Source organism: Bradyrhizobium sp. Leo78 (genome assembly GCF_059512425.1).
Genome location: NZ_JCAMOT010000039.1, coordinates 22,653 through 43,557, shown reverse-complemented (window position 1 = coordinate 43,557; position 20,905 = coordinate 22,653). Strand labels below are relative to the sequence as shown.

The 20,905-nt window shown below is 63.3% G+C and carries 19 protein-coding genes; 12 read left to right on the top strand and 7 right to left on the bottom strand.

Annotated features, from left to right (window positions below; all coding sequences use genetic code 11):
- Positions 1-12: 12 nt before the first annotated feature.
- Together AC5ZG1_RS34390 and AC5ZG1_RS34385 are read right to left on the bottom strand one after the other, a co-directional pair.
- Positions 13-771: a peptidoglycan-binding domain-containing protein gene (locus AC5ZG1_RS34390; RefSeq protein WP_496135508.1), complete on the bottom strand. Its 759-nt coding sequence runs from the start codon at positions 769-771 to the stop codon at positions 13-15.
- Positions 764-2,581 (bottom strand): sensor histidine kinase, encoded by a 1,818-nt coding sequence (locus AC5ZG1_RS34385; protein ID WP_496135506.1) that lies wholly within the window; start codon positions 2,579-2,581, stop codon positions 764-766. The genes AC5ZG1_RS34390 and AC5ZG1_RS34385 overlap by 8 nt, the downstream gene beginning before the upstream one ends.
- 416 nt (positions 2,582-2,997) lie before the next feature.
- Between AC5ZG1_RS34385 and AC5ZG1_RS34380 the strand changes: the two genes are divergently transcribed.
- Positions 2,998-3,384, top strand: coding sequence for a DUF5330 domain-containing protein (locus tag AC5ZG1_RS34380; RefSeq protein WP_130227226.1), 387 nt, complete (start codon positions 2,998-3,000; stop codon positions 3,382-3,384).
- Positions 3,385-3,475: 91 nt separating this feature from the next.
- Positions 3,476-3,907, top strand: coding sequence for a SufE family protein (locus tag AC5ZG1_RS34375; protein WP_130227227.1), 432 nt, complete (start codon positions 3,476-3,478; stop codon positions 3,905-3,907).
- A gap of 41 nt (positions 3,908-3,948) precedes the next feature.
- On the opposite strand, the gene AC5ZG1_RS34370 is transcribed toward AC5ZG1_RS34375, so the two are convergent.
- Positions 3,949-4,362: a Ros/MucR family transcriptional regulator gene (locus AC5ZG1_RS34370; RefSeq protein ID WP_028166163.1), complete on the bottom strand. Its 414-nt coding sequence runs from the start codon at positions 4,360-4,362 to the stop codon at positions 3,949-3,951.
- A gap of 182 nt (positions 4,363-4,544) precedes the next feature.
- Complete coding sequence (locus AC5ZG1_RS34365) at positions 4,545-5,480, bottom strand: DUF308 domain-containing protein (RefSeq protein ID WP_496135504.1); 936 nt, start codon at positions 5,478-5,480, stop codon at positions 4,545-4,547.
- 336 nt (positions 5,481-5,816) lie between these two features.
- Here AC5ZG1_RS34365 and AC5ZG1_RS34360 point away from each other — a divergent pair, with 336 nt between their 5' ends.
- Both AC5ZG1_RS34360 and AC5ZG1_RS34355 read left to right on the top strand, forming a co-directional pair.
- Positions 5,817-7,466: a glycosyltransferase family 39 protein gene (locus AC5ZG1_RS34360; protein WP_496135502.1), complete on the top strand. Its 1,650-nt coding sequence runs from the start codon at positions 5,817-5,819 to the stop codon at positions 7,464-7,466.
- A 105-nt stretch (positions 7,467-7,571) separates the two neighbouring features.
- Positions 7,572-8,351: a class II aldolase/adducin family protein gene (locus tag AC5ZG1_RS34355; protein ID WP_496135501.1), complete on the top strand. Its 780-nt coding sequence runs from the start codon at positions 7,572-7,574 to the stop codon at positions 8,349-8,351.
- 194 nt (positions 8,352-8,545) lie between these two features.
- Here the strand turns inward: AC5ZG1_RS34355 and AC5ZG1_RS34350 are convergent, their stop codons facing one another.
- The 3 genes from AC5ZG1_RS34350 to AC5ZG1_RS34340 form a co-directional block, all read right to left on the bottom strand.
- On the bottom strand, positions 8,546-9,949 hold the full coding sequence (locus AC5ZG1_RS34350; RefSeq protein WP_496135499.1) for a M20/M25/M40 family metallo-hydrolase: 1,404 nt from the start codon (positions 9,947-9,949) through the stop codon (positions 8,546-8,548).
- An 11-nt stretch (positions 9,950-9,960) separates the two neighbouring features.
- Entirely contained in the window at positions 9,961-11,286 is a 1,326-nt protein-coding gene (locus AC5ZG1_RS34345; RefSeq protein WP_496135497.1) for a glycosyltransferase family 87 protein, read from the bottom strand.
- 198 nt (positions 11,287-11,484) lie between these two features.
- Positions 11,485-13,107: a helicase HerA-like domain-containing protein gene (locus AC5ZG1_RS34340; protein WP_130227231.1), complete on the bottom strand. Its 1,623-nt coding sequence runs from the start codon at positions 13,105-13,107 to the stop codon at positions 11,485-11,487.
- A gap of 345 nt (positions 13,108-13,452) precedes the next feature.
- Between AC5ZG1_RS34340 and AC5ZG1_RS34335 the strand changes: the two genes are divergently transcribed.
- From AC5ZG1_RS34335 to scpA, 8 genes are all read left to right on the top strand, one after another.
- Complete coding sequence (locus AC5ZG1_RS34335) at positions 13,453-13,818, top strand: DUF2267 domain-containing protein (protein ID WP_080663888.1); 366 nt, start codon at positions 13,453-13,455, stop codon at positions 13,816-13,818.
- A gap of 37 nt (positions 13,819-13,855) precedes the next feature.
- The gene (locus tag AC5ZG1_RS34330) at positions 13,856-14,263 is read left to right on the top strand and encodes a DUF4332 domain-containing protein (RefSeq protein WP_130227233.1); all 408 of its coding nucleotides are present in this window, start codon (positions 13,856-13,858) and stop codon (positions 14,261-14,263) included.
- A gap of 68 nt (positions 14,264-14,331) precedes the next feature.
- Positions 14,332-15,168 (top strand): dihydropteroate synthase, encoded by an 837-nt coding sequence (folP, locus tag AC5ZG1_RS34325; protein WP_496135495.1) that lies wholly within the window; start codon positions 14,332-14,334, stop codon positions 15,166-15,168.
- Positions 15,165-15,545 carry a dihydroneopterin aldolase gene (gene folB, locus AC5ZG1_RS34320; protein WP_130227235.1) on the top strand — a complete coding sequence of 127 codons (381 nt, stop codon included), beginning with the start codon at positions 15,165-15,167 and terminating at the stop codon, positions 15,543-15,545. The genes folP and folB overlap by 4 nt, the downstream gene beginning before the upstream one ends.
- On the top strand, positions 15,538-16,026 hold the full coding sequence (gene folK, locus AC5ZG1_RS34315; protein WP_496135493.1) for a 2-amino-4-hydroxy-6-hydroxymethyldihydropteridine diphosphokinase: 489 nt from the start codon (positions 15,538-15,540) through the stop codon (positions 16,024-16,026). The genes folB and folK overlap by 8 nt, the downstream gene beginning before the upstream one ends.
- A gap of 151 nt (positions 16,027-16,177) precedes the next feature.
- Positions 16,178-18,043 (top strand): methylmalonyl-CoA mutase family protein, encoded by a 1,866-nt coding sequence (locus AC5ZG1_RS34310; protein ID WP_496135492.1) that lies wholly within the window; start codon positions 16,178-16,180, stop codon positions 18,041-18,043.
- A 2-nt stretch (positions 18,044-18,045) separates the two neighbouring features.
- A complete protein-coding gene (locus tag AC5ZG1_RS34305) occupies positions 18,046-18,510 on the top strand; it encodes a GFA family protein (RefSeq protein ID WP_456642982.1) in 465 nt (154 codons plus the stop codon).
- Positions 18,511-18,730: 220 nt separating this feature from the next.
- Positions 18,731-20,887 carry a methylmalonyl-CoA mutase gene (scpA, locus tag AC5ZG1_RS34300; protein ID WP_496135491.1) on the top strand — a complete coding sequence of 719 codons (2,157 nt, stop codon included), beginning with the start codon at positions 18,731-18,733 and terminating at the stop codon, positions 20,885-20,887.
- The last annotated feature ends 18 nt before the right edge of the window (positions 20,888-20,905 follow it).

Genomic DNA, 20,905 nt, shown 5'->3' with positions numbered 1-20,905 from the left:
CGTTGCGCAGGCCTACTCGACCGGGTGTCCGATCATTGCCGAGAGTTCGCGCACGACTCGGTCCGACATCTGGCCGGTCACCGGCAGCTTGCGGTCGCGCTCGAATTTGGCGATTGCGGCCTGGGTGTCGGAACCGATGGTGCCGGTCGGCTTGAGCTGGCCGTAGCCATATTCGGTGAGCGCCCGCTGCACCGCTGCGATACGCTTCGATGTCGCACTCTGGGTGGTCTCGCCGCGCGAGGGGATCGGCGCAGGCGGCCGGATGACATTTGCCGGAGCCGGCGGGGCTGAAGTCGACTTCAGCACGAGATTGGTCATCGGGTCGGAAGTCTTGGGATCGGGAGTCTTGGAATCGGAAGTCTTGGAAACAGAAGCCTTGGAGTCGGAGGCCCGCGGCTCCGCCCTTGGTTCGGCAGGCTTCGCAGGCTCGGCGGGTTTTGCTTCCACCGGCTGAGATTCAACCGGACGCGCAGCTGCCTCGACAGGCCGCGAACGCGGCAGCGGGCTGGTGACGGCGGGCGCCGGCGGCGGCAGCGTCACGACCGAACCGAACATCGGCGATGGATGACGGCCGGCCTGCAGGAACAGCGCGTTGGTGACGATGGCAATGACGGCGCCGGCCGCGAGCACGGCGGCGACCGTGTCCTTCGGACTGTGCAGCAGCACGCGCATCACGAGGCCGCGCTCTTCCTCGGCTTCGATCGCAACCGCCTGCGCGCCACGACGGCGGCGGCGCGGCATCTCGTCATCGTCGGCGACTTTTCTAGGCACTCTTCTTCACCTGCTGGGCTTGTTCTTGTAATCCCGATCGCAACGCGGGCTTCAGCGTCGCGATCTTGCCGGAAGGCTCCTGCACTGGCGGCGGCGCAAACGAGAGCGGCAGCGTCACCGTCACGGTGGTGCCTTCGCCAAGCTTGCTCTCTACACTCATCTCGCCCTGGTGCAAGCCGATCAGGCCCTTCACGATCGACAGCCCAAGTCCCGTACCCTCATGACGGCGCTGATAGGTCTTGCCAGCCTGGAAGAAGGGATTGCCGATCCGTTTGAGATCGTCAGCATCGATGCCGACGCCGGTATCGGTGATGCGGAGCATCAGCCGCGATCCCTCGACCGCAGCCGACACCGTGACGCTGCCGCCGCGCTCGGTGAACTTAATGGCGTTGGATACGAGATTGAGCGTGATCTGCTTGAAGGCGCGCGGATCGCCGTTCATCATGGGCAGATCCTCCGGCGCGCGGGTGATCAGATCGACGCCGTTCTCCCGCGCCTTCAGCGCCAGCAGGTTGCAGCAGTTGAGCAGCGCCGGGCGCGGCGCGAAAGGCTCGGGCGCAATCTCGAAGGTGCCCGTTTCCATCTTGGACATGTCGAGGATGCCGTTCACCACCGACAACAAATGCTGGCCGGAATCACGGATGAGCTGCGCATACTCCTTGCGGCGCGCCGCATCGAGCATCAGCACGTCTTCCTGGGCGATCATGTCGGAGAAGCCGATGATGGCATTCAGCGGCGTGCGCAATTCGTGGCTCATGGTGGCGAGGAACCGCGTCTTCGACGCGTCCGCCTGCTCGGCAGCGTTGCGCGCCTGCTCCAGCGCCTCCTGCTGCATCTTGCGATCGGTGACGTCGCGAATCACCGCGACGACTTCGCCCTCGCCAGCGGCCTGATCGAGCGGCCGGCAGCGCATCTCGACCCAGATGAAATCCGCCGACTGCATCAAACCGCGCGGCGCCTCCCGCCGCAGGCGGAATTCGACGCTGCGTCCCTCGCCGCCCCGTGCTGCATCCGACAACGCAGTGAGATAGGCCGGACGATCGGCGACATGGACGCGATCGAACAGGCCGTGCCCCATCAGCCGCGGCGCCGCCACGCCGAGCATCGCTTCCGCCGCCGGCGAGATGAATTGCACCGCGCCGTTACGGCTGTGGCGCGACAGCACGTCGCACATGTTGTGCGCCAGGAGACGGTAGCGTTCCTCCTCGCGATAGAGCAGCGCCACGCTGGTACGCGCGAGCGACTCGGCGCCGAAAGCAAGGCCCGCGGCATAGAGCGTCGCCGAAACGACGCCGAACCCGATCAAGGCGCCCTGCAATGGCGCGCTCAGATTTGACGGCGGCAGCAGGTGGAAATGGCCGAGCACGATCAAGGCTGCCGCACATGACATCGCAAGCGCAAAAGCGAATGCCACCACACGGCGCGAGGCCGACAGCGCCGCCTCGATCGGAACGACGATGAGCCAGACCGCGGCAAAGGATGCGATCCCGCCGGTGGCCGCCGCCACAATCATGACGAAGCCGGCAAGCGCCAGCGACGACAGCACATGCGCGCCTTCATAGCGGCCGGTGCGCGACAGGAACCAGGACAACAGGATCGGGGCGATCAGCCACGCGAAAGCGGCAACCTCGATCGCGGTCGGCGCGCCGCGCAGCGCGAGATAGACCGGAAACGCAGCGAACGCCGCCAGGCTGCCGAGCAGACGCGGCGCCATGAAGGCGCGATGCCGCGCCCGCGTCAACGCATCATATCTCGCCGACGGATGCAGCAGGGCATCGAGACAATCGCGGATAATACTCAAAACACTCACGGCTTTCGCGCTTCCCGATCCTGCGTCAAAGACGAGTCGGAACGCCCCCTTCATCTTGGACTCACCGTGTCAGAGTGAACTTAAGCGAACGCTAAGGCACAGCGCCCAGCCGCCAGACTCCGTGCATTCGCACGGCTTTTGCACATCACAGCGGGCGCATTTGGCGCGGATGGTGAACGCAAGGTTTCCGCGATCGATAACCTTATGGTTTCGAAATGGTGGATAGACCGGGCTCGTGCTGCTCGCCGGCATCAATCGAAAATTTACAGCGAATCAACGCGCCCGCGCATTTCGGCACGCATTTTCCGCGAATTTTCGACGATTTAACTTCAAGGCAAACACTTGCGTTTTATTGACCGCTGCTAGTCACGTGCGAATTGCGGATCAACCGCAAACGAAGATGACGGGGTCGCGAGATGTTTTTCCTGCTGCGCATGGCATTCTGGCTCGGGCTCGTGCTCGTGCTGCTGCCAAGGGACAAAACACCTGAATCGGAAAAGCTGCCGCAGATCGGCGCCGCCGAAGCCGTGCAGGCGGCGACCGCTGCTGTCAGCGACATGGGCCAGTTCTGCAAGCGCCAGCCTGCGGCTTGCGAGGTCGGCGGCCAGGCTGCGACCGTGATCGGTCAGCGCGCCACCGACGGTGCAAGGAAAATCTATCAGATCATCATCGACAAGAAGTCGCCGGACCACACCGGCTCGATCGGCTCGCCTGAGGATGCCGAGGTCTCCCTGGTTGCGTCCCGTGACACCCTGACGGCCGACGACCAGGCCATCGAATGGCGGCCGCCGCCCGCGCCGTGACCGCAAAATAAGCCGGAACCGGCTGCATTTTCATCGCATTCGGCCGCCCGCGACCCTATATAACGATTGGAGTGATGGGACGCGGGTGACGATGACGATCGACGAAATCAGGGAGAATTTCTCGCTGCTCGACGAGTGGGACGACCGGTACCGGTACGTCATCGAACTCGGCCGCACCCTTGCGCCGATGCCGGAAGAAGAGCATTCGGCGGCCAACAAGGTGCAGGGTTGCGCGAGCCAGGTCTGGCTCTCCAGGAAGATCGATCACGCCGCCAACGGCGAGCCGCGGCTGCATTATCTCGGTGACAGCGATGCGCATATCGTGCGCGGCCTGATCGCGATCCTGCTCACGCTGTATTCGGACCGCACGCCCAAGGAAATCCTGGCGACGGATGCGGCCGCGATCTTCGATGAGTTCGGGTTCCGCGATCACCTGACGCCGCAGCGCTCCAACGGATTTCGCTCGATGATCGAGCGTATCCGCTCGGACGCACGCGAGACGCTCGCGACTGCCGCTTCCTAGCCCTTCATTTTTGACAGGCTTTCTTCACGCGAATCGGAACGTTACTTCCGCTTCCGCTGCTGCTGACCGAGACCCATCTTCTTGGCAAGTTGTGAGCGCGCCACCGCATAGTTCGGCGCGACCATCGGATAGTCGGCCGGCAATCCCCATTTCTCCCGGTATTGTTCCGGCGTCATGTTGTACTGCGTGCGCAGGTGACGCTTCAGCGACTTGAATCGCTTACCGTCTTCCAGGCAGACCAAATATTCTGATGTAACCGATTTCTTCACGGACACCGCGGGCTTGGCCGGCTCGAGCGGCGCCTCGGTCCGTCCGCTGGCAACCCGCATCAGCGCGGCATGCACCTGGCTGATCAGGTTGGGAATCTCCGAGGCCTGGGTCGGATTGTTGCTGAGATAGGCCGATACGATGTTGGCGGTCAGTTCGACAGGGCTTTTGCCGGTGGCATCGGTCATCGCGCAACCTTCTCTTGAGGCTTGGACGTTGGCAAAGGGGCAGGACCGCAGACAATATCGGGCTACGCCAATACATCAGCGGAGCCCCGCATTACTTGCCAAATATGAGCGGATTACCGGGAATCTAGCAAGAACGACGCGGCTATATTTTTCAAGACGCGCGATTGCAAGTATTTCCCGATCTATGACGAACGCTGCTCGAGATGCGACCGCAGCTCGTCGATGGAGGCGAAGCGCATCATGCCTTCCGGCATCTGCGCCTCGATCGAACCGTCGGAATAGAGCGAATAGGCCATGCCGTCGACGACGCCCGATTTCAGCACCGTCACCGGCGGCTGCTCCTGCGGCTGCGGCGGACGACGGTCGGCCAACGGCGCGCTGGAGCTCTCGCCTGGGGTCGAGGGCATGCGGGGCGCGCGGCGCGGCGGAAGGTCGGACGGTCGTTGCCGCTCCGGTCTCGGCCAGTTGTCATCGAAGTTCACCTGCTGCGACTCGCCCGATTCGGCGGCCGGCGCCAGTGGATTCGAACGCGGCTCCGGCGAGAGCATGTCGGGCGTCAAAGGCTCGCCTGTGCGTGGCTGGGCCCGTTCACGCTCCTTGCGCGTGGAGGAGAACATCAGGTTGCGCCGCTTGGGACCTGCCGGGCCAACCTCCGACGGTTCCGCACCTGGCGGAGCGACGGGCGGCAACTCGTTGCGGGCACGATCGCGCGCGGCAGCCTCGTGATACCAGGGCGGCGGGGTCGCACCGGCCGCCGCGGGTCCCTCCGGCGCACCGTCCCCAGAACCGTCTGCCGCTGGTTGACCGCGCCTGAACGGGAAGCCCCCCTCGGGCGCAGCCGCAGCACGCGGCGCAACGGGTGGCAGCGGGAATTCGTGGTGCGGCTCTTCGCGGAACGCCTCTTCAGGCACCCCGGTGCCCAGGCGCCGGGCGAGATTCCGCAGCTCCCGGACATTGAGCCAGAGGCCGAACATGATCAGGCCGGTGCAGAACCCGAACACACCGGAGAGAATCAGCGTGCTGCCGACGCTGAATTCCTTGTATTGAATGCCATAGCCGATCGCCAGCAGGCCCGCCAAAAGCAGGCCAAAACCCGCGACCAACATCCCGACCATCATCAAACTCACCCCCGAAAACCGCGCTAAATCTACGCGCCGGCCCCCTATTCCACGATACCGTCATATTATGTGCATCGCCAACCAACAATTCCGGAGACGGTTCCTATCCGGATCTTGAACAGGATTACCGCTCTGTTCGCCTCTCAGGACAGTCGGCCGGCAACGCGCCCCCCCCGTAGATTTACCGGCTACGAATTGATGCCAAATTGCTGCGACGCATCAGTAAATTACGCCACAATTCCCAATTACTCGTTAGTGGAACTGCGCTATATGGATGCCGGGGAATGAGGCCCTAAAGCGCCACCAGGGCCGAGGGACGCCGGGTCACCAATAGCCATGTCATCCATTACGACTTCTGCCATCGAAACGCCCACGCGGCGCTCGGTGGAAAAGACTTGCGATGATCTTGCGATCATCGTGCTGAGCGCGGTCGCCCTGATCGCGGGCCTCACGTTCCGTGATTACGGGCTGGGTTGGGACGATTACACCCACGCCGAATACGCCGACCTCCTGCTGCGCATGTATGGTTCCGGCTTCAAGGACACCGGCGCGCTGTCGTTCGCCAATCTGTACATGTATGGCGGCGGTTTCGACATGGCGGCGGCGCTGCTCCACAAGGTCATCCCGCTCGAACTGTTCGAAACCCGCCGGCTGCTCGGCGCCGTCGTCGGCGTGATCGGGCTCGCGGTCACCTGGCGGCTCGGCCGCCGCGTGGGCGGTCCCCTGGCCGGCCTTGCCGCGCTCCTGTTGCTCGCGCTGTGCCCGACCTTCTACGGCCACATGTTCATGAACCCGAAGGATGCGCCATTCGCGGTGGCGATGATGATCCTGCTGATGGGCCTTGTGCGTCTTGCCGAGGAGTATCCGGCGCCCTCGCCGCGCACCATCCTGATCGTCGGGTTTGGCGCCGGGCTTTCGCTCGGCTGCCGGGTTCTCGGCGGTCTGGCATTGATCTACGCCGCGGTGGGTTTCGTGCCGCTGTTGCTTGAAGAAGTTCGCAAGCAAGGCCCGCGCGAGGCGGCGCATCGCTTCGGCCATGTGGTCTACGTGCTGCTGCCCGGGTTGATCTTCGGCTATCTGGTGATGGGCCTGATCTGGCCGTGGTCGATCATGGAACCGGGCCACCCGCTCGAGGCCGTGACCTATTTCTCGCACTTCTTCGAGAAACCCTGGAAGGAGATGTTCGACGGCGCGCTGGTCTCGGTGCCGGATATGCCGTGGTCCTATCTGCCGACGCTGTTCGCGCTGCAGCTTCCCGAGGTGCTGCTGGGCCTCCTGGTCGCAGCTGTTGTCATGAGCCTGATGTCGCTGTCGCGCGCCGACGTTACCGCGCGGCGCAAGACCATCCTCTTGATGCTGACGCTGGCGGCAACGCTTCCACTGGTCATCGCAATAGTGAAGCGGCCGGCGCTCTATAACGGCATCCGCCATTTCATTTTCGTGATCCCGCCGATGACGGTGCTGGCCGGCTTTGCTTTCGCCCGCACCATGGACTGGCTCGGCGAAAAGCGTCGGAGCTGGCAGCCGGTGGCGCTCGCCGTCTTCACCTTCGGCCTGCTGCTGCCGCTCAGCGAGATGATCCGGCTCCATCCTTACCAATATACCCACTTCAACCATATCGCCGGCACGGTCCGCGGTGCCGACGACCTGTTCATGCTGGACTACTGGGGTCTAGCCCTGAAGCAGGCCTCCGATGGCCTGCGCGAGCAATTGATCGAGCGACAGGAAATTCCGCCGCTTAACGGCAAATGGAAGGTCGCCGTCTGCGGCCCGCAGCGCCCGGCGCAGGTTGCGCTCGGCCCGGACTTCACCATCGGCTGGGACAGCCAATCCGCCGATTTCGCCATGACGCTCGGCGAGTTCTACTGCAAGGGCCTGACCGCGCCCGTGCTGGTCGAGATCAAGCGCGATGATGTCGTATTCGCCCGCGTCTACGATATCCGCGGCCGAAGCATTTCGAGCCTGCTCGCGATTCCTGCGCCGTAGGGCCCGCGCACAAGGGCATATCAGTCACGCCGAACCTGCCTTGCTGCCGGCCGGCGGCAAGGCTACGCTTCCCATTGACAAATCAACACATGGGAGAAGCCGGTCATGTCGCCAGCGGAAGCTCGCCTGAAGGAAGTGTCCTCGGATATGACGGATGCCGAGTGGCAACAGCGCGTCAACCTCGCCGCCTGCTACCGCCTCGTGGCGCTGTATGGCTGGGACGATCTGGTCGACACTCACATCTCCGCGCGCGTGCCGGGGCCGGAGCATCATTTCCTGATCAATCCGTATGGCCTGATGTTCGAGGAGATCACGGCCTCCAGCCTGGTCAAGGTCGATCTGGGCGGCAATCTGCTGTCGAAGACCGACTACAACATCAACCCCGCCGGCTTCACCATCCATTCCGCCATCCACGAGGTGCGCGAGGACGCCGGCTGCGTGCTTCATCTGCACACGCCTGACGGCACCGCCGTCTCGAGCGATCCGGAAGGGCTGCTGCCGCTGAACCAGACCGCCCAGCTCGTCACCCACGATCTCGCCTATCACGACTATGAGGGCATCGCGCTCGATCATGACGAGCGCCCGCGGCTGCAGCGCGATCTCGGCATCAAGAACCATATGCTGTTGCGCAATCACGGCACGCTGACGGTCGGCCGCTCCGTCGCCTCCGCCTTCGAGCGCATGTACCATCTGGAGCGGGCCTGCACCATGCAGGTGCGCACCCGCATGCTGGGCCCGACCGTCTACCCGGTCGAGCAGTCCGTGATCGACAAGAACACCGCGCTGCTCTCCAATCCCGACCGCGCCGAACTGCGCTCGACAACGCTGGTCTGGCCGCCGCTCTTGCGCAAGCTCGACCGCATCGACCCGAGCTTCCGCAATTGAATTTTCGGGATTTTCGTGTAAGGTTGAGCCTAACAACCTCTGCACGACCGAATAAAAACGCCGCCCAATCCCGGGCGGCGTTTCAGCTTTCTGGGTCTGTCATTGCCGGGCTCGACCCGGTAATCCATCAACCTCCCGTAACAGTCCGTTTCGATGGATGCGCGGGTCAAGCCCGCGCATGACGTGCGAGGCGCCTATCTTGGCTGCTCCGCGAGCGCGGCCAGAATCCGGGCCCAGGAGCGGATGCCTTTGTGGAAGCTCTTGAGGTCGTACTTCTCGTTCGGCGAATGGATGTTGTCGTCGTCGAGCCCGAAGCCGACCAGAAGCGAATCGAGGCCGAGCGTGCGCTTGAAATCGGCGACGATCGGGATCGATGCGCCGGAACCCATGAGAACCGCTTCCTTGCCCCATTCTTCCGTCAATGCGCGCTTGGCGGCGGCGAGCGGCTTCATGTTCCAGTCGAGCGCAATAGCGGGCGCGCTGGAATGGTCGCCGAACTCAACCGAACAATCGGCCGGGATCCGCGCCGTCACGTAATCGCGGAACGCCTTTCGGATCTTGGCAGGATCCTGCCCTTCGACCAGGCGGAACGAAACCTTGGCCGAGGCGAGCGACGGGATCACCGTCTTCGAGCCTTCGCCGATATAGCCGCCCACGATGCCATTGATGTCGCAGGTCGGGCGCGAGGAAATCTGCTCAATCAGAAGACGATCCTTCTCGCCGGCCGGCACGGAGAGCCCAATCGGTTTCAGGAAAGTCTCGGGCGTCAGGTTGAGCTTCTTCCACTGCTCCAGGACATCCGCCGGCAGGTCCTTCACCCCGTCGTAAAAGCCGGGAATGGTGATGCGACCATTGTCGTCGAACAAGCCGCCGAGAATGCGGGTCAGCACGCGGATCGGATTCTGCGCCCCGCCGCCGAACACGCCGGAATGCAAGTCGCGGTTGGCGGCCTTGATCTTGACCTCGTCATAGACGAGGCCGCGCAACGACGTGGTGATCGCCGGCGTGTTCGGATCCCACATGCCGGTATCGCAGACCAGCGCGAAATCGGCCTTGAACTCCGACTTGTTGGCTTCCAGGAACGGCACGAAGTTCTTCGAGCCAACCTCCTCCTCGCCCTCGATCAGGATGGTGATGTCGACCGGCAGCGAACCCGCGACCTGCTTCCAGGCGCGGCAGGCTTCGATGAAGGTCATCAACTGGCCCTTGTCGTCCTCCGCGCCGCGCGCAACGATGATCTTGCGGCCATCGGCATGATCGGTGACTACAGGCTCGAACGGCGGACGGTGCCACAGATCAAGTGGATCGACCGGCTGCACGTCGTAATGGCCGTAGAACAGAACGTGCGGCCGGCCATCCGTGCCGCCATTGGCCTTGGCGACGATGGCGGGATGGCCCGCGGTCGGCCTGACCTCAGCCGCAAAGCCGAGCGTGGCGATGTCCTTGGCGAGGTGCTCTGCCGCCGCCTTGCAGTCTGCCGCGAAGGCCGGATCGGCCGAGATCGATTTGATCCGCAGCAGCGAGAACAGCCGCTCCAGGCTGTTGTCGAAATCGGCGTCGATGCGGTCGAGGACCGCCTGAAGCTTTGGATTGGACATCGCTGAATTTCCTAGCTGTGGGCGCTGTTGTCACCGAGTTTTAGCGCGCCTGCCGCCGCAGGCAAAGCGTCGGCGGCATCGGCCGCAGGCGAATGCCGCATATGCCAGACCAATCCCCCCGCGAGCACGATGGTCGCCACGAGATTGTTACCATAGGCCTGCACATCGATCGGAAACAGCGGCAGCGACAACAAAAGCAGGCAGCCTGCAACGCCGAGCAGGATCCATGTCCCGGTCCTGACCGCCGGCCGCGGATCATAGGCGGCGCGATGCATCAGGACCGTCATCGGGAAGAACAGCCACAGGAAGTAGTACTGCCGCGCCAGCGGCGAGGCGACTGTCATCAGGCAGAACAGGATGCCGATCTCCTCCGCATCGGATTTCTCGGTCCGGCGCGATGCGGGCGGCATTACCGCGATATAGCCGAGACCAAGCGCGAGCGAGACCGCAAGCACGATCAGGTTCGCGGTCTTGAAGTCGAGATCGACGATGTTCATGTACCGCGCTGGCTTCGCCTTGAATGGATCGTCCTGGTTGTAGTTCACCGGACGCGTCAGCCGATGCGTCATCGCGATGATCGACTGGTTGACCCAGGACCAGTTCTGCTCGTCGCGCTGACCAAAGCCTTTTTCCGAGCTCGAGCCGACCATGCCCTGATACCAGGTCTTCAATTCCGTGACGTTGTGCTGGAAGCCGCGGAACGGCGCCGGCAGCAGGAACAGGAACACGATAAGAAACACCAGCGTACTCGCAACCGCCGTCCAGTGCCTGCGCCAGATCAGATAGGGCAATACCGCTACCGGAAACACCTTGATGGCGGTCGCCAGCGCAAACATGCTTCCCGCGAACCACGGCCGCTTCTGCCGCAACAGCCAGAATCCATACAGCATCATCGCCAGCAGGATCAGGTTCGGCTGGCCGAGATCGAACATATCGAAGACAAATGTGAGCGTAACGAGGCCGGGCAACGCCTCCAACAGCCAACCCGGCTTGCGGCCCGAGCCCGCCATCGCGTGCGACAACTGCGCCGACATCCACCAGGCGATGATGTTGAGCAGGGAGAGCGCGAGATAGAGCGCAACCTTGCCGAAATAGCTGGGCACGGCGAGCAGCACAGCCGGCAGCGGCGGGTAGATAAAATCAAAATAGGTATGCGGGTCGGCGGGATAGAGATCCTTGCCCTGCAGCACCTGCTGCCCGGCCCAATACCACAACGGATAATCCTTGGTCTTGCCGTGTCCGAAAATCTCGGGAACGAGCACATCGGCGGTCAGCGCGATGCAGCCGAGGAAGAACAGGATGTCGAGCGGTGCCCGAAGTGACGGATATCTCAGCACAAGCTCGTTCCAGACATCAGCAAGCCGTTGATCCTTTTCATTTCGTGATGACACATCATTCCGTGAGGACACATGGATTGCTTCGCTTCGCTCGCAATGACGGTGGTTGGAGCGGAGAGCAGTCCCCGTTCGTCATTGCGAGGAGCGGAGCGACAAAGCAATCCGTCCCTCGTCACAATCTGGTGTCGCAGCCAGACCCTACCGCCGCAACAGCCCGCCGAGTGCGCCGCGCACCAGTGCACGTCCAATCGAGCCGCCGACCTGACCGCCGACCGATTTGCCGACGTCGGCCACGATGCCGCCGATCACCTTGTTGGTGACCGAACGGGTGACGTTGCGCGCGATGACCTGGCCGGTCGACAGCCTGCCGCGCCTGACATTGGTGCCAAAGATCGTGGCGGCAATATCGCCGATCTGCCCGAGAATGCCACCGCCTCCACCGGCTTCCGAACCGTCCGCCGGCGCCGCCGTGCCCTCGATCCGCTTCTGGAGTATCTCGTAAGCGGATTCGGAATCGATCGCGGTATCGTATTTGCCCTTGAATGGGCTTGCGTCGATGATCTTCTTGCGCTCTTCCGGCGTAACCGGCCCGATCCGCGCTGACGGCGGCCGGATCATCACGCGCTCGACCATCGACGGCGTACCGCTTCCTTCGAGGAAGGACACCAGCGCCTCGCCCTTGCCGAGTTCCATGATCACGCGGGCGGTATCGAGCTTCGGATTGGGCCGGAACGTCTGCGCGGCGGCGGCGACCGCCTTCTGGTCGCGCGGCGTGAAGGCGCGCAAGGCGTGCTGCACGCGGTTGCCCAATTGCGCGAGCACCTTGTCCGGCACATCGATCGGATTCTGGGTGACGAAGTAGACGCCGACGCCTTTCGAGCGGATCAGCCGCACCACCTGCTCGATCTTGTCCAGCAGCGCTTTCGGCGCATCGTTGAACAAGAGATGCGCCTCGTCGAAGAAGAACACCAGCTTCGGCTTCGGCAGGTCGCCGGCCTCCGGCAGTTCTTCGAACAATTCTGAAAGCATCCACAACAGGAAGGTTGCATAGAGCCGCGGGCTCTGCATCAACTTGTCGGCAGCGAGGATATTGACGATGCCGCGGCCATCGCTGTCGGTCTTCATGAAATCCTTCAGCGTCAACGCCGGCTCGCCGAAGAATTTCGCGCCGCCCTGATTTTCCAGCACCAGGAGCTGGCGCTGGATGGTCCCGACGGTCGCCTTGCTGACATTGCCGAAGCTCTGCGCCGCTTTGCGGAGCGGCTCCAGCGGATCGTCCTCATCATCGGCGGATTTCTTGCCGCCAGACGGCACAATCGCATCCAGAAGCGCGCGCAGATCCTTCATGTCGATCAGTGCAAGCCCGTTCTCGTCGGCGACGCGGAACGCGACGTTGAGAACACCTTCCTGGACGTCGTTCAGATCGAGCATTCGTGACAGCAACAGTGGTCCCATCTCGGTGACGGTCGCTCGCACCGGATGCCCCTGCTCGCCGAACACATCCCAGAACACCGTCGAGAACTGGTCCGGCTGGAATTTCAGCCCCATCTCGCTGGCGCGTTTGACAACGAAGTCCTTGGCCTCGCCGACTTCAGCGATCCCGGACAGATCTCCCTTGATATCGGCGGCAAAGACCGGAACGCCGGCGCGCGCAAATCCTTCCGCCATCACCTGCAGTGTGACGGTCTTGCCAGTTCCCGTTGCACCGGTAACAAGTCCGTGGCGATTGGCGAGCGCCAGCGTCAACCACGCCGCTTGTTCGCCCTTACCGATAAAAATCTTTTCGTCCGTATCGGCAATCTTGTTGTCGGAAATCGCCATCGCATCGCCTCTTCGCGCGTATCGGGAAGGTATCTTCCCCGAACGCAACCATCATATTGCATCTTGCCCGTCGATTAAAACTGTCAAGCGCCGCCAGCGCTTTTTTGCCACCCGGACGCGACATTCTCATCGTCTCTTTCGCTTGCGAGCCGTTCAAAAACCGATGACGCAACGCGATAGAACAGCGCGATTAGCATATGTACTCTTGCATTACTGCAACACTTCGCCTGTGATGAGGACGAAAAGTGGGATCATCTGCGCTCGTCGCTTGTAATTCATGGCACAGGCGCTCAAGATCAATTCCCAAGCAAGGTCCGGCGGCAAGCCGGCTGAGGGCGGGGCAAGATGGACGAACTGGTTGGACGGCTGGCCGCCGAGGCCGGCATCGATAGCGCTGTCGCCGAAAAGACCGTCGGCATCGTTCTGGGTTTCCTCCGTCGGGAGGGGCCATCCAGCCAGGTTGAAGCGCTGATCGACCAGATTCCGGGCGCGGAAGCGGCGATCGCGGCCGCGGACAGCAGTGCAGGTCTCGTGCGATTGATGGGCGGTGGATTGATGGCTGTCGGCACCAGGCTGATGGCGCTCGGCCTCAGCATGAATGAGGTTCAGAAGATTGCGCGTGAACTTTTCCGGTTCGGGCGCGACAAACTCGGAGCGGATCAGATGGGCGAGATCGTCGCGGGGACGCCAGGACTCAGCCAATTTGCTTGAACGCACCCTCAGGTTGAGCCATTCAATACCAGACATCATGACATACCCACTTTCCGAGATCGACGGTCTGAGCGCCTATTGCGCCTCGAAATTGAAGGCTCAGGGCATTCGCACCACGGACGCGCTGCTTGAGGCCGCCCGCACCGTCAAGGGACGCAAGACGCTCGCGGCCAAGACCGGCATCAGCGAACAACAATTGCTCGAATGGGCCAACGTTTCCGACTACATGCGCATTCCCGGGATGGGCAAGGCAAAGGTCGGGTTGGTCCGCGCCGCCGGCGTCACCACCGTTCGCGAACTTGCGCTGCGCAATCCGGCGCGGCTGGCGCAGAACATGAAGGACGTGAACACCAAGCGTAAGCTCGTCCGCGTCCTGCCTTCGGAGAAATCCGTCGAGCTCCTGATCGAGCGCGCACGCAAATTGCCGCCCAAGATCACTTACTAAACCTGTTCGCTATTCCCGGCTTGACTCGCCGGTGCGGGACGCGCAAATCGACCGGCATGATTGCTGCGATGCAAGGGGACGCCCATTCCGGCGGGACTGCGGTGCTGCCGGCGCTGCTATCCCGGCCCTACCCGGCCGTGATGGGCGTGCTCAACATCACTCCGGATTCCTTTTCCGACGGCGGCCGGTTTGCCGCGCCCGAACAGGCGCTGGCGCAGGCGCGCAAGATGGTCGCCGATGGCGCTGATATCATCGACATCGGCGCCGAATCCACCCGCCCCTATGGTTCCCAGCCGGTCTCGGCCGAAGACGAGTTGCGGCGGCTTAAACCCGTCCTGGCGGATGTCGTCGCGCTCGGCGTGCCCGTATCGATCGACAGCATGAAATCGGACGTCGTGGCCTGGGCGCTCGATCACGGCGCGCTCATCGCCAACGATGTCTGGGGCCTGCAGCGCGATGCCGGCATGGCGCCCCTGGTCGCGGCGCGGCATCTGCCCGTCATCATCATGCATAACCGCGACAACGCCGATCCCTCGATCGACATCATGAAGGATGTTTCGGCCTTCTTCGCCCGTTCGCTCGACATCGCCGCCAAGACTGGCATTTCGACGGACCAGATCGTGCTCGATCCCGGCATCGGCTTCGGCAAGACGCCGCAGCAGAGTATGATGGTGCTGGCGCGGCTTGCAGAGCTTTCCGCGTTCGGCCTGCCACTTCTCGTCGGCGCCTCGCGCAAGCGCTTCATCAGCACCGTGACGCCGTCGGAGCCCGACCGGCGCGTCGGCGGCTCGATCGCGGCGCATCTCATCGCCGCGCAAGGCGGCGCGCAGATCATCCGCGCCCACGACGTTGCGGAAACGGTGCAGGCATTACGGGTGGCGGCAGCGATCAGGGGGCAGCAATGACCGATACGATCTTCATCACCGGCATCTTCATCCATGCCCGTCACGGCGTAATGGAACACGAGAGCGAAGTCGGGCAGCGCTTCGTCATCGATCTCGAACTCTCCGTGGATCTCTCCGAATCCTCGCGCACCGACAAGCTTGCTGACACCGTGTCCTATTCAAACGTGGTGGCGACCGCAACCGAGGCATTCAAGGATACCAATTACAAGCTCCTGGAGCGGGCCGCGGGCGCGGTGGCGGAGGCGGTGCTGTCGACCTTCCCTCGCATCAGCGCAGTCAAGGTCACCGTGCACAAGCCGCACGCGCCGATCGCCGCGATCTTCGAGGATGTCGGCGTGGTGCTGACGCGCACGCGGCAATCAGCCGCGCATGGCTAGCGCGCTGATCGCATTGGGCGGCAATCTCGGCGACGTCCGCACGACGTTCAACAAGGCTATTCCCCAAATCTGCGGCATGACGCAGGCCGCGCTGGTGGCCCGCTCGGCGGATTATGCCACGCGCCCCTGGGGCGACGAGCAACAGCCAGACTTCGTCAATGCCTGCATCGAGATTGAAACCAGCCTCGATCCCCACGCGCTATTGTTCTGTCTGCAGAAGGTCGAGACCAAGTTCGGCCGCGACCGCTCTCCCGAACGCCGCTTCGGCCCGCGCACGCTCGATCTCGACCTGATCGCCTATGACGATGTCAGGATCGACCGGCCGGAGTTGACGCTGCCGCACCCTCGTCTGTTCGAGCGCGCCTTCGTGCTGGTGCCGCTGGCGGAGATCGCGCGCGACCGTGTCATTGCGGGACGGACGATCAAAGATGCGCTGGCGGCGGTTTCGACCGACGGTATTGTACGGCTCCCGGAGCCGTAGTCCCGGTAGGGTGGAACACGCAACCCGGGTGGGCGTCTGCGCTTCACCGGGGCTACGGGATTGCGGTACTGAAAACAGCGTTTGGCTTGGCGGCTTCGGCGTGGCAATTTCCGGCCAAACGGCGAGGACGACTTGAGGAACGATAGGGCGGATGACGACCACGACTGACGATCTGCGATTGGCGGCCGATTTCGCGCCGGCGACTTACGAGGACTGGCGCAAGCTGGTGGACGGCGTTCTGAAGGGCGCGCCGTTCGAGAAGCTGGTCGGCAAGACCTATGACGGGATCAAAATCGAGCCGATCTATCGCCGCGCCACCAATGCCAGCCCGATCGCCGGCCGCGGCCAGGCTGCGCCCTGGCAAATCATGCAGCGGATCGATGATCCCGACCCGCGCCGCGCCAATGCGCAGGCGCTGCATGATCTCGAGAATGGCGCCACCGGCCTCGCGCTGGTCTTCGCCGGCGGCAGCGGCGCCCATGGCTTCGGACTCGAGCCGACGGCGGAAGCCGTCGACAAGGTGCTTGACGGCATCTATCTCGACGCCGGCATTGCCCTTGATCTTCAGATCGGCCCGCAATCGCGGATGGCCGCAATCCATGTCGCGGAATATGTGAAGCGCAGGGGATTTGATCCCGCCAACTGCGACATCCGTTTCGGGCTCGATCCGCTGGCGGCCTGTGCGGTCTGGGGCTTTAGCCCCTATGACTGGGGCGAGATCGTGCCGGCGGTGACCGGCGCCGTCAAAGGCCTGGTGGCGCTCGGCTTCAAGGGGCCTTTCGCCGCCGCCGACGGGCGCGTGATCCATGATGCCGGCGGATCGGAGGTGCAGGAACTCGCCTTCGTGCTGGCAAGCGGGGTCGCCTATCTGCGCACCCTCGAACAAGCCGGTGTTGCGCTCGAGGATGCCCAAAGCATGATCTATGCGCGGCTCAGCGCCGATGCCGACCAGTTCCTGACGCTGGCGAAATTCCGCGCGCTGCGGCTCCTGTGGGCGCGGATCGAGCAAGCCTGCGGACTGACGCCACGGCCATTGTTCATAGCCGCCGACAGCGCCTGGCGGATGCTCACGAAGCGCGATGCCTATGTGAACATGCTGCGCGCCACCATGGCCACGTTCGCCGCGGGGCTTGGCGGTGCCAACGCCGTCACCGTGCTGCCGCACACGCTGGCGCTCGGCCTGCCCGACGACTTTGCCCGACGCGTTGCGCGCAACACGCAACTCATTCTTTTAGAAGAGTCCAATCTCGCAAAAGTATCCGATCCGGCAGCGGGCTCCGGCGGCATCGAGACGCTGACGAAGGAACTTTGCGAAGCGACCTGGTTGTTGTTCCAGGAGATCGAAAGCGCCGGCGGCATCTTTGCCGCGCTTCAGCAGAACCTGATCCAGCGCAAGATCGCCGCGACGCGTGCCGCGCGCGAGGCCAACATCGCCAAGCGTCGCGACGTGCTGACCGGCGCCAGCGAGTTTCCGAACCTGCACGAAGCCGATGCAACGGTGCTGGAAGCAAAGCCGGTTGTGCTACCAGCTTATGGTGAGGCCAAATTCAAGTTCGACGCGCTGTCACCAATGCGGCTCGCTGACCCCTTCGAGGCACTGCGCGACAAATCCGACGCAAAGTTGAAGTCGAGCGGGGCCCGTCCAAAAATCTTCCTCGCCAATCTCGGCACGCCCGCCGACTTCACCGCGCGCGCTACCTTTGCGAAGAGCTTTTTCGAGACCGGCGGCATCGAGGCGCTCGACAGCCAGGGATTTTCCGATCCCGCGGCGCTCGCGGCCGCCTTCAAGGCGTCGGGGACCGCAATCGCCTGTCTGTGTTCCTCGGATAAGGTCTACGCGGAACAGGCCGCTGCGGCTGCCAAGGCCCTTCAAGCCGCCGGCGCAAGGCATATCTATCTGGCTGGACGGCCGGGGGAGCTGGAAGCCGCGCTGCGCGCGTCCGGCGTGACCGATTTTGTCTTCGCCGGCTGCGACGCGCCGGCGACGCTGCAGGAAGCCTATCGGCGGATGGAGTGAGCATGACGTCGAGCCAAAAACCCGTTCTGACCGGCGGCTGCCAATGCGGCGCCATCCGTTTTGCGGTGACGGCGGCACCTACGCGGATCAGCATCTGCCATTGCCGGATGTGCCAGAAGGCCTCCGGCGCGCCGTTTGCCTCCTTCGCCGATATCGAGCGGACCGATTTCACCTGGACCCGTGGTAAGCCGGCGTCGTTCCGTTCCTCTTCAATTGCCGAGCGCGACTTCTGCCCCGCCTGCGGCACCCCCTTGAGCTTCCACCTCATCGACGGTCCCCGGATCGAGATCATGACCGGCGCCTTCGACCGGCCCGACATGGTGGTGCCGACCCGGCAATACGGCACCGAATCCCGCCTCGGCTGGGTGGTCGGCATCGCGAACCTGCCGAGCCAGACCACGCAACAGAATTACGGGCCGGAGAAGATGGCGACCATCGTCAGCCACCAGCATCCGGACCATGATTGAGGGCGGCCTGTTGCTGAGCGAGATGCCGCGATGAAGCGAATTCTAGAATGGGCAGAATTCTAGAATGGGCAGATTGGCTATTAAATCCCTTCGCATGGATCGCTTCCCTGGTAGGAAAGGGAGTGGACGGTCTCGCGAAAGATTATCGGGATGATCCCGTCTACAAAGAGAATGTACAGCGATTGATCGAACGGAATCGCAGGTTTGAGGGAACAAAGGAATGACGCGCATTCCCAATTTCGCTGATATCGCTTTCAAGCCAACCGCCAGCGCGCCTCCCACCGACGCGATCGAGGCCTGGCTGACGCCCGAAGGCATCCCGGTCAAGGCGAGCTATGGCGAAGCCGATCTCGCCGGCATCGACTTCCTCGAGACCTGGCCGGGCGTCGCACCGTATCTGCGCGGCCCCTACCCGACCATGTATGTCAACCAGCCCTGGACCATCAGGCAATATGCCGGCTTCTCCACGGCCGAGGACTCCAACGCGTTCTATCGCCGCAACCTCGCCGCCGGACAAAAGGGCCTTTCGGTCGCGTTCGATCTCGCCACCCACCGCGGCTACGACTCCGATCATCCGCGCGTCTCCGGCGACGTCGGCATGGCCGGCGTTGCGATCGACTCGATCTACGACATGCGCACGCTGTTCGCAGGCATTCCGCTCGACCAGATGAGCGTGTCGATGACCATGAACGGCGCGGTGCTGCCGATCCTCGCGCTGTTCGTGGTGGCCGCCGAGGAACAGGGCGTGCCGCCGGAGAAACTGTCGGGCACCATTCAGAACGACATTCTGAAAGAGTTCATGGTGCGCAACACCTACATCTATCCGCCGTCGCCCTCGATGCGGATCATCTCCGACATCTTCGCTTTCACCTCGCAGCGGATGCCGAAGTTCAACTCGATCTCGATCTCCGGCTATCACATGCAGGAGGCCGGCGCGACGCAGGACCTCGAACTCGCCTATACGCTCGCCGACGGCGTCGAATATCTGCGCGCCGGACTTGCCGCCGGCCTCGATGTCGACCGGTTCGCGCCGCGGCTGTCTTTCTTCTGGGCGATCGGCATGAACTTCTTCATGGAAGTCGCCAAGATGCGCGCCGCGCGCCTGCTCTGGGCCAAGCTGCTGAAGCCGTTCAACCCGAAGGATCCGCGCTCGCTCTCGCTGCGTACGCACTGCCAGACCTCGGGCTGGTCGCTGACCGCGCAGGATGTCTTCAACAACGTGATGCGCACGACCATCGAGGCGATGGCGGCGACGCAGGGACACACCCAGTCGCTGCACACCAATGCGCTCGATGAAGCGCTGGCGCTGCCGACCGACTTCTCCGCCCGCATTGCGCGCAACACCCAGCTCTTCCTGCAGCAGGAAAGCGGCACCAACCGGATCATCGATCCCTGGGGCGGCTCCTACTATGTCGAGCGGCTGACCCGCGATCTCGCCGCCAAGGCCTGGGGCCATATCCAGGAAGTCGAAGAGCTCGGCGGCATGGCCAAGGCGATCGAAGCCGGCGTGCCGAAGCTGCGGATCGAGGAAGCGTCAGCGAAAACGCAGGCGCGGATCGACGCCGGTAAGCAGGCTGTGATCGGCGTCAACAAGTACAAGCCGGAGAACGAGGCGCCGATCGACGTCTTGAAGGTCGACAATACCAACGTGCGGCGACTGCAGATCGACAAGCTGAAGCGGCTGCGGCAGGAGCGCAATCAGAAGGACGTCGAGCAGGCGCTGGCGGCGCTGAGCCGTTCGGCCTCCGAAGGCAACGGCAATCTGCTGGCGCTCGCCATCGACGCGGCGCGCGCCAAGGCGACCGTCGGCGAGATTTCGGACGCCATGGAAAAGGTGTTCGGCCGCCACCGCGCCGAGATCAAGTCCATCACCGGCGTCTACAAGCGGGAGGCAGCCGCCATGTCCAACCGGGTCGAAAAGGTGCAGGCGCTGATCGATGCCTTCGAGGAGGCCGAAGGCCGCCGGCCCCGCATCCTGGTGGCGAAGATCGGCCAGGACGGCCACGATCGCGGCCAGAAGGTGATCGCATCGGCCTTTGCCGATATCGGCTTCGACGTCGATATCGGGCCGCTGTTTGCCACCGCTGACGAAGCGGCGCGGCAGGCGGTGGAAAACGACGTGCACATCCTCGGCGTCTCCTCGCTCGCCGCCGCGCATCTGACGGCGGTGCCGGAACTGAAGGCGGCGCTGAAGAAATACGGCCGCGAGGACATCATGATCATCATCGGCGGCGTGGTGCCACCACAAGATTACGAGGCGCTGTACCAGGCGGGCGCGGAAGCGATCTTCCCGCCGGGCACTGTGATCTCCGACGCCGCCGAGGAGCTGATCCACAAGCTCAACGCCCGGCTCGGCCATAGCGAGGCGGCGGAGTAGCTGATAGACTGGCTGAAC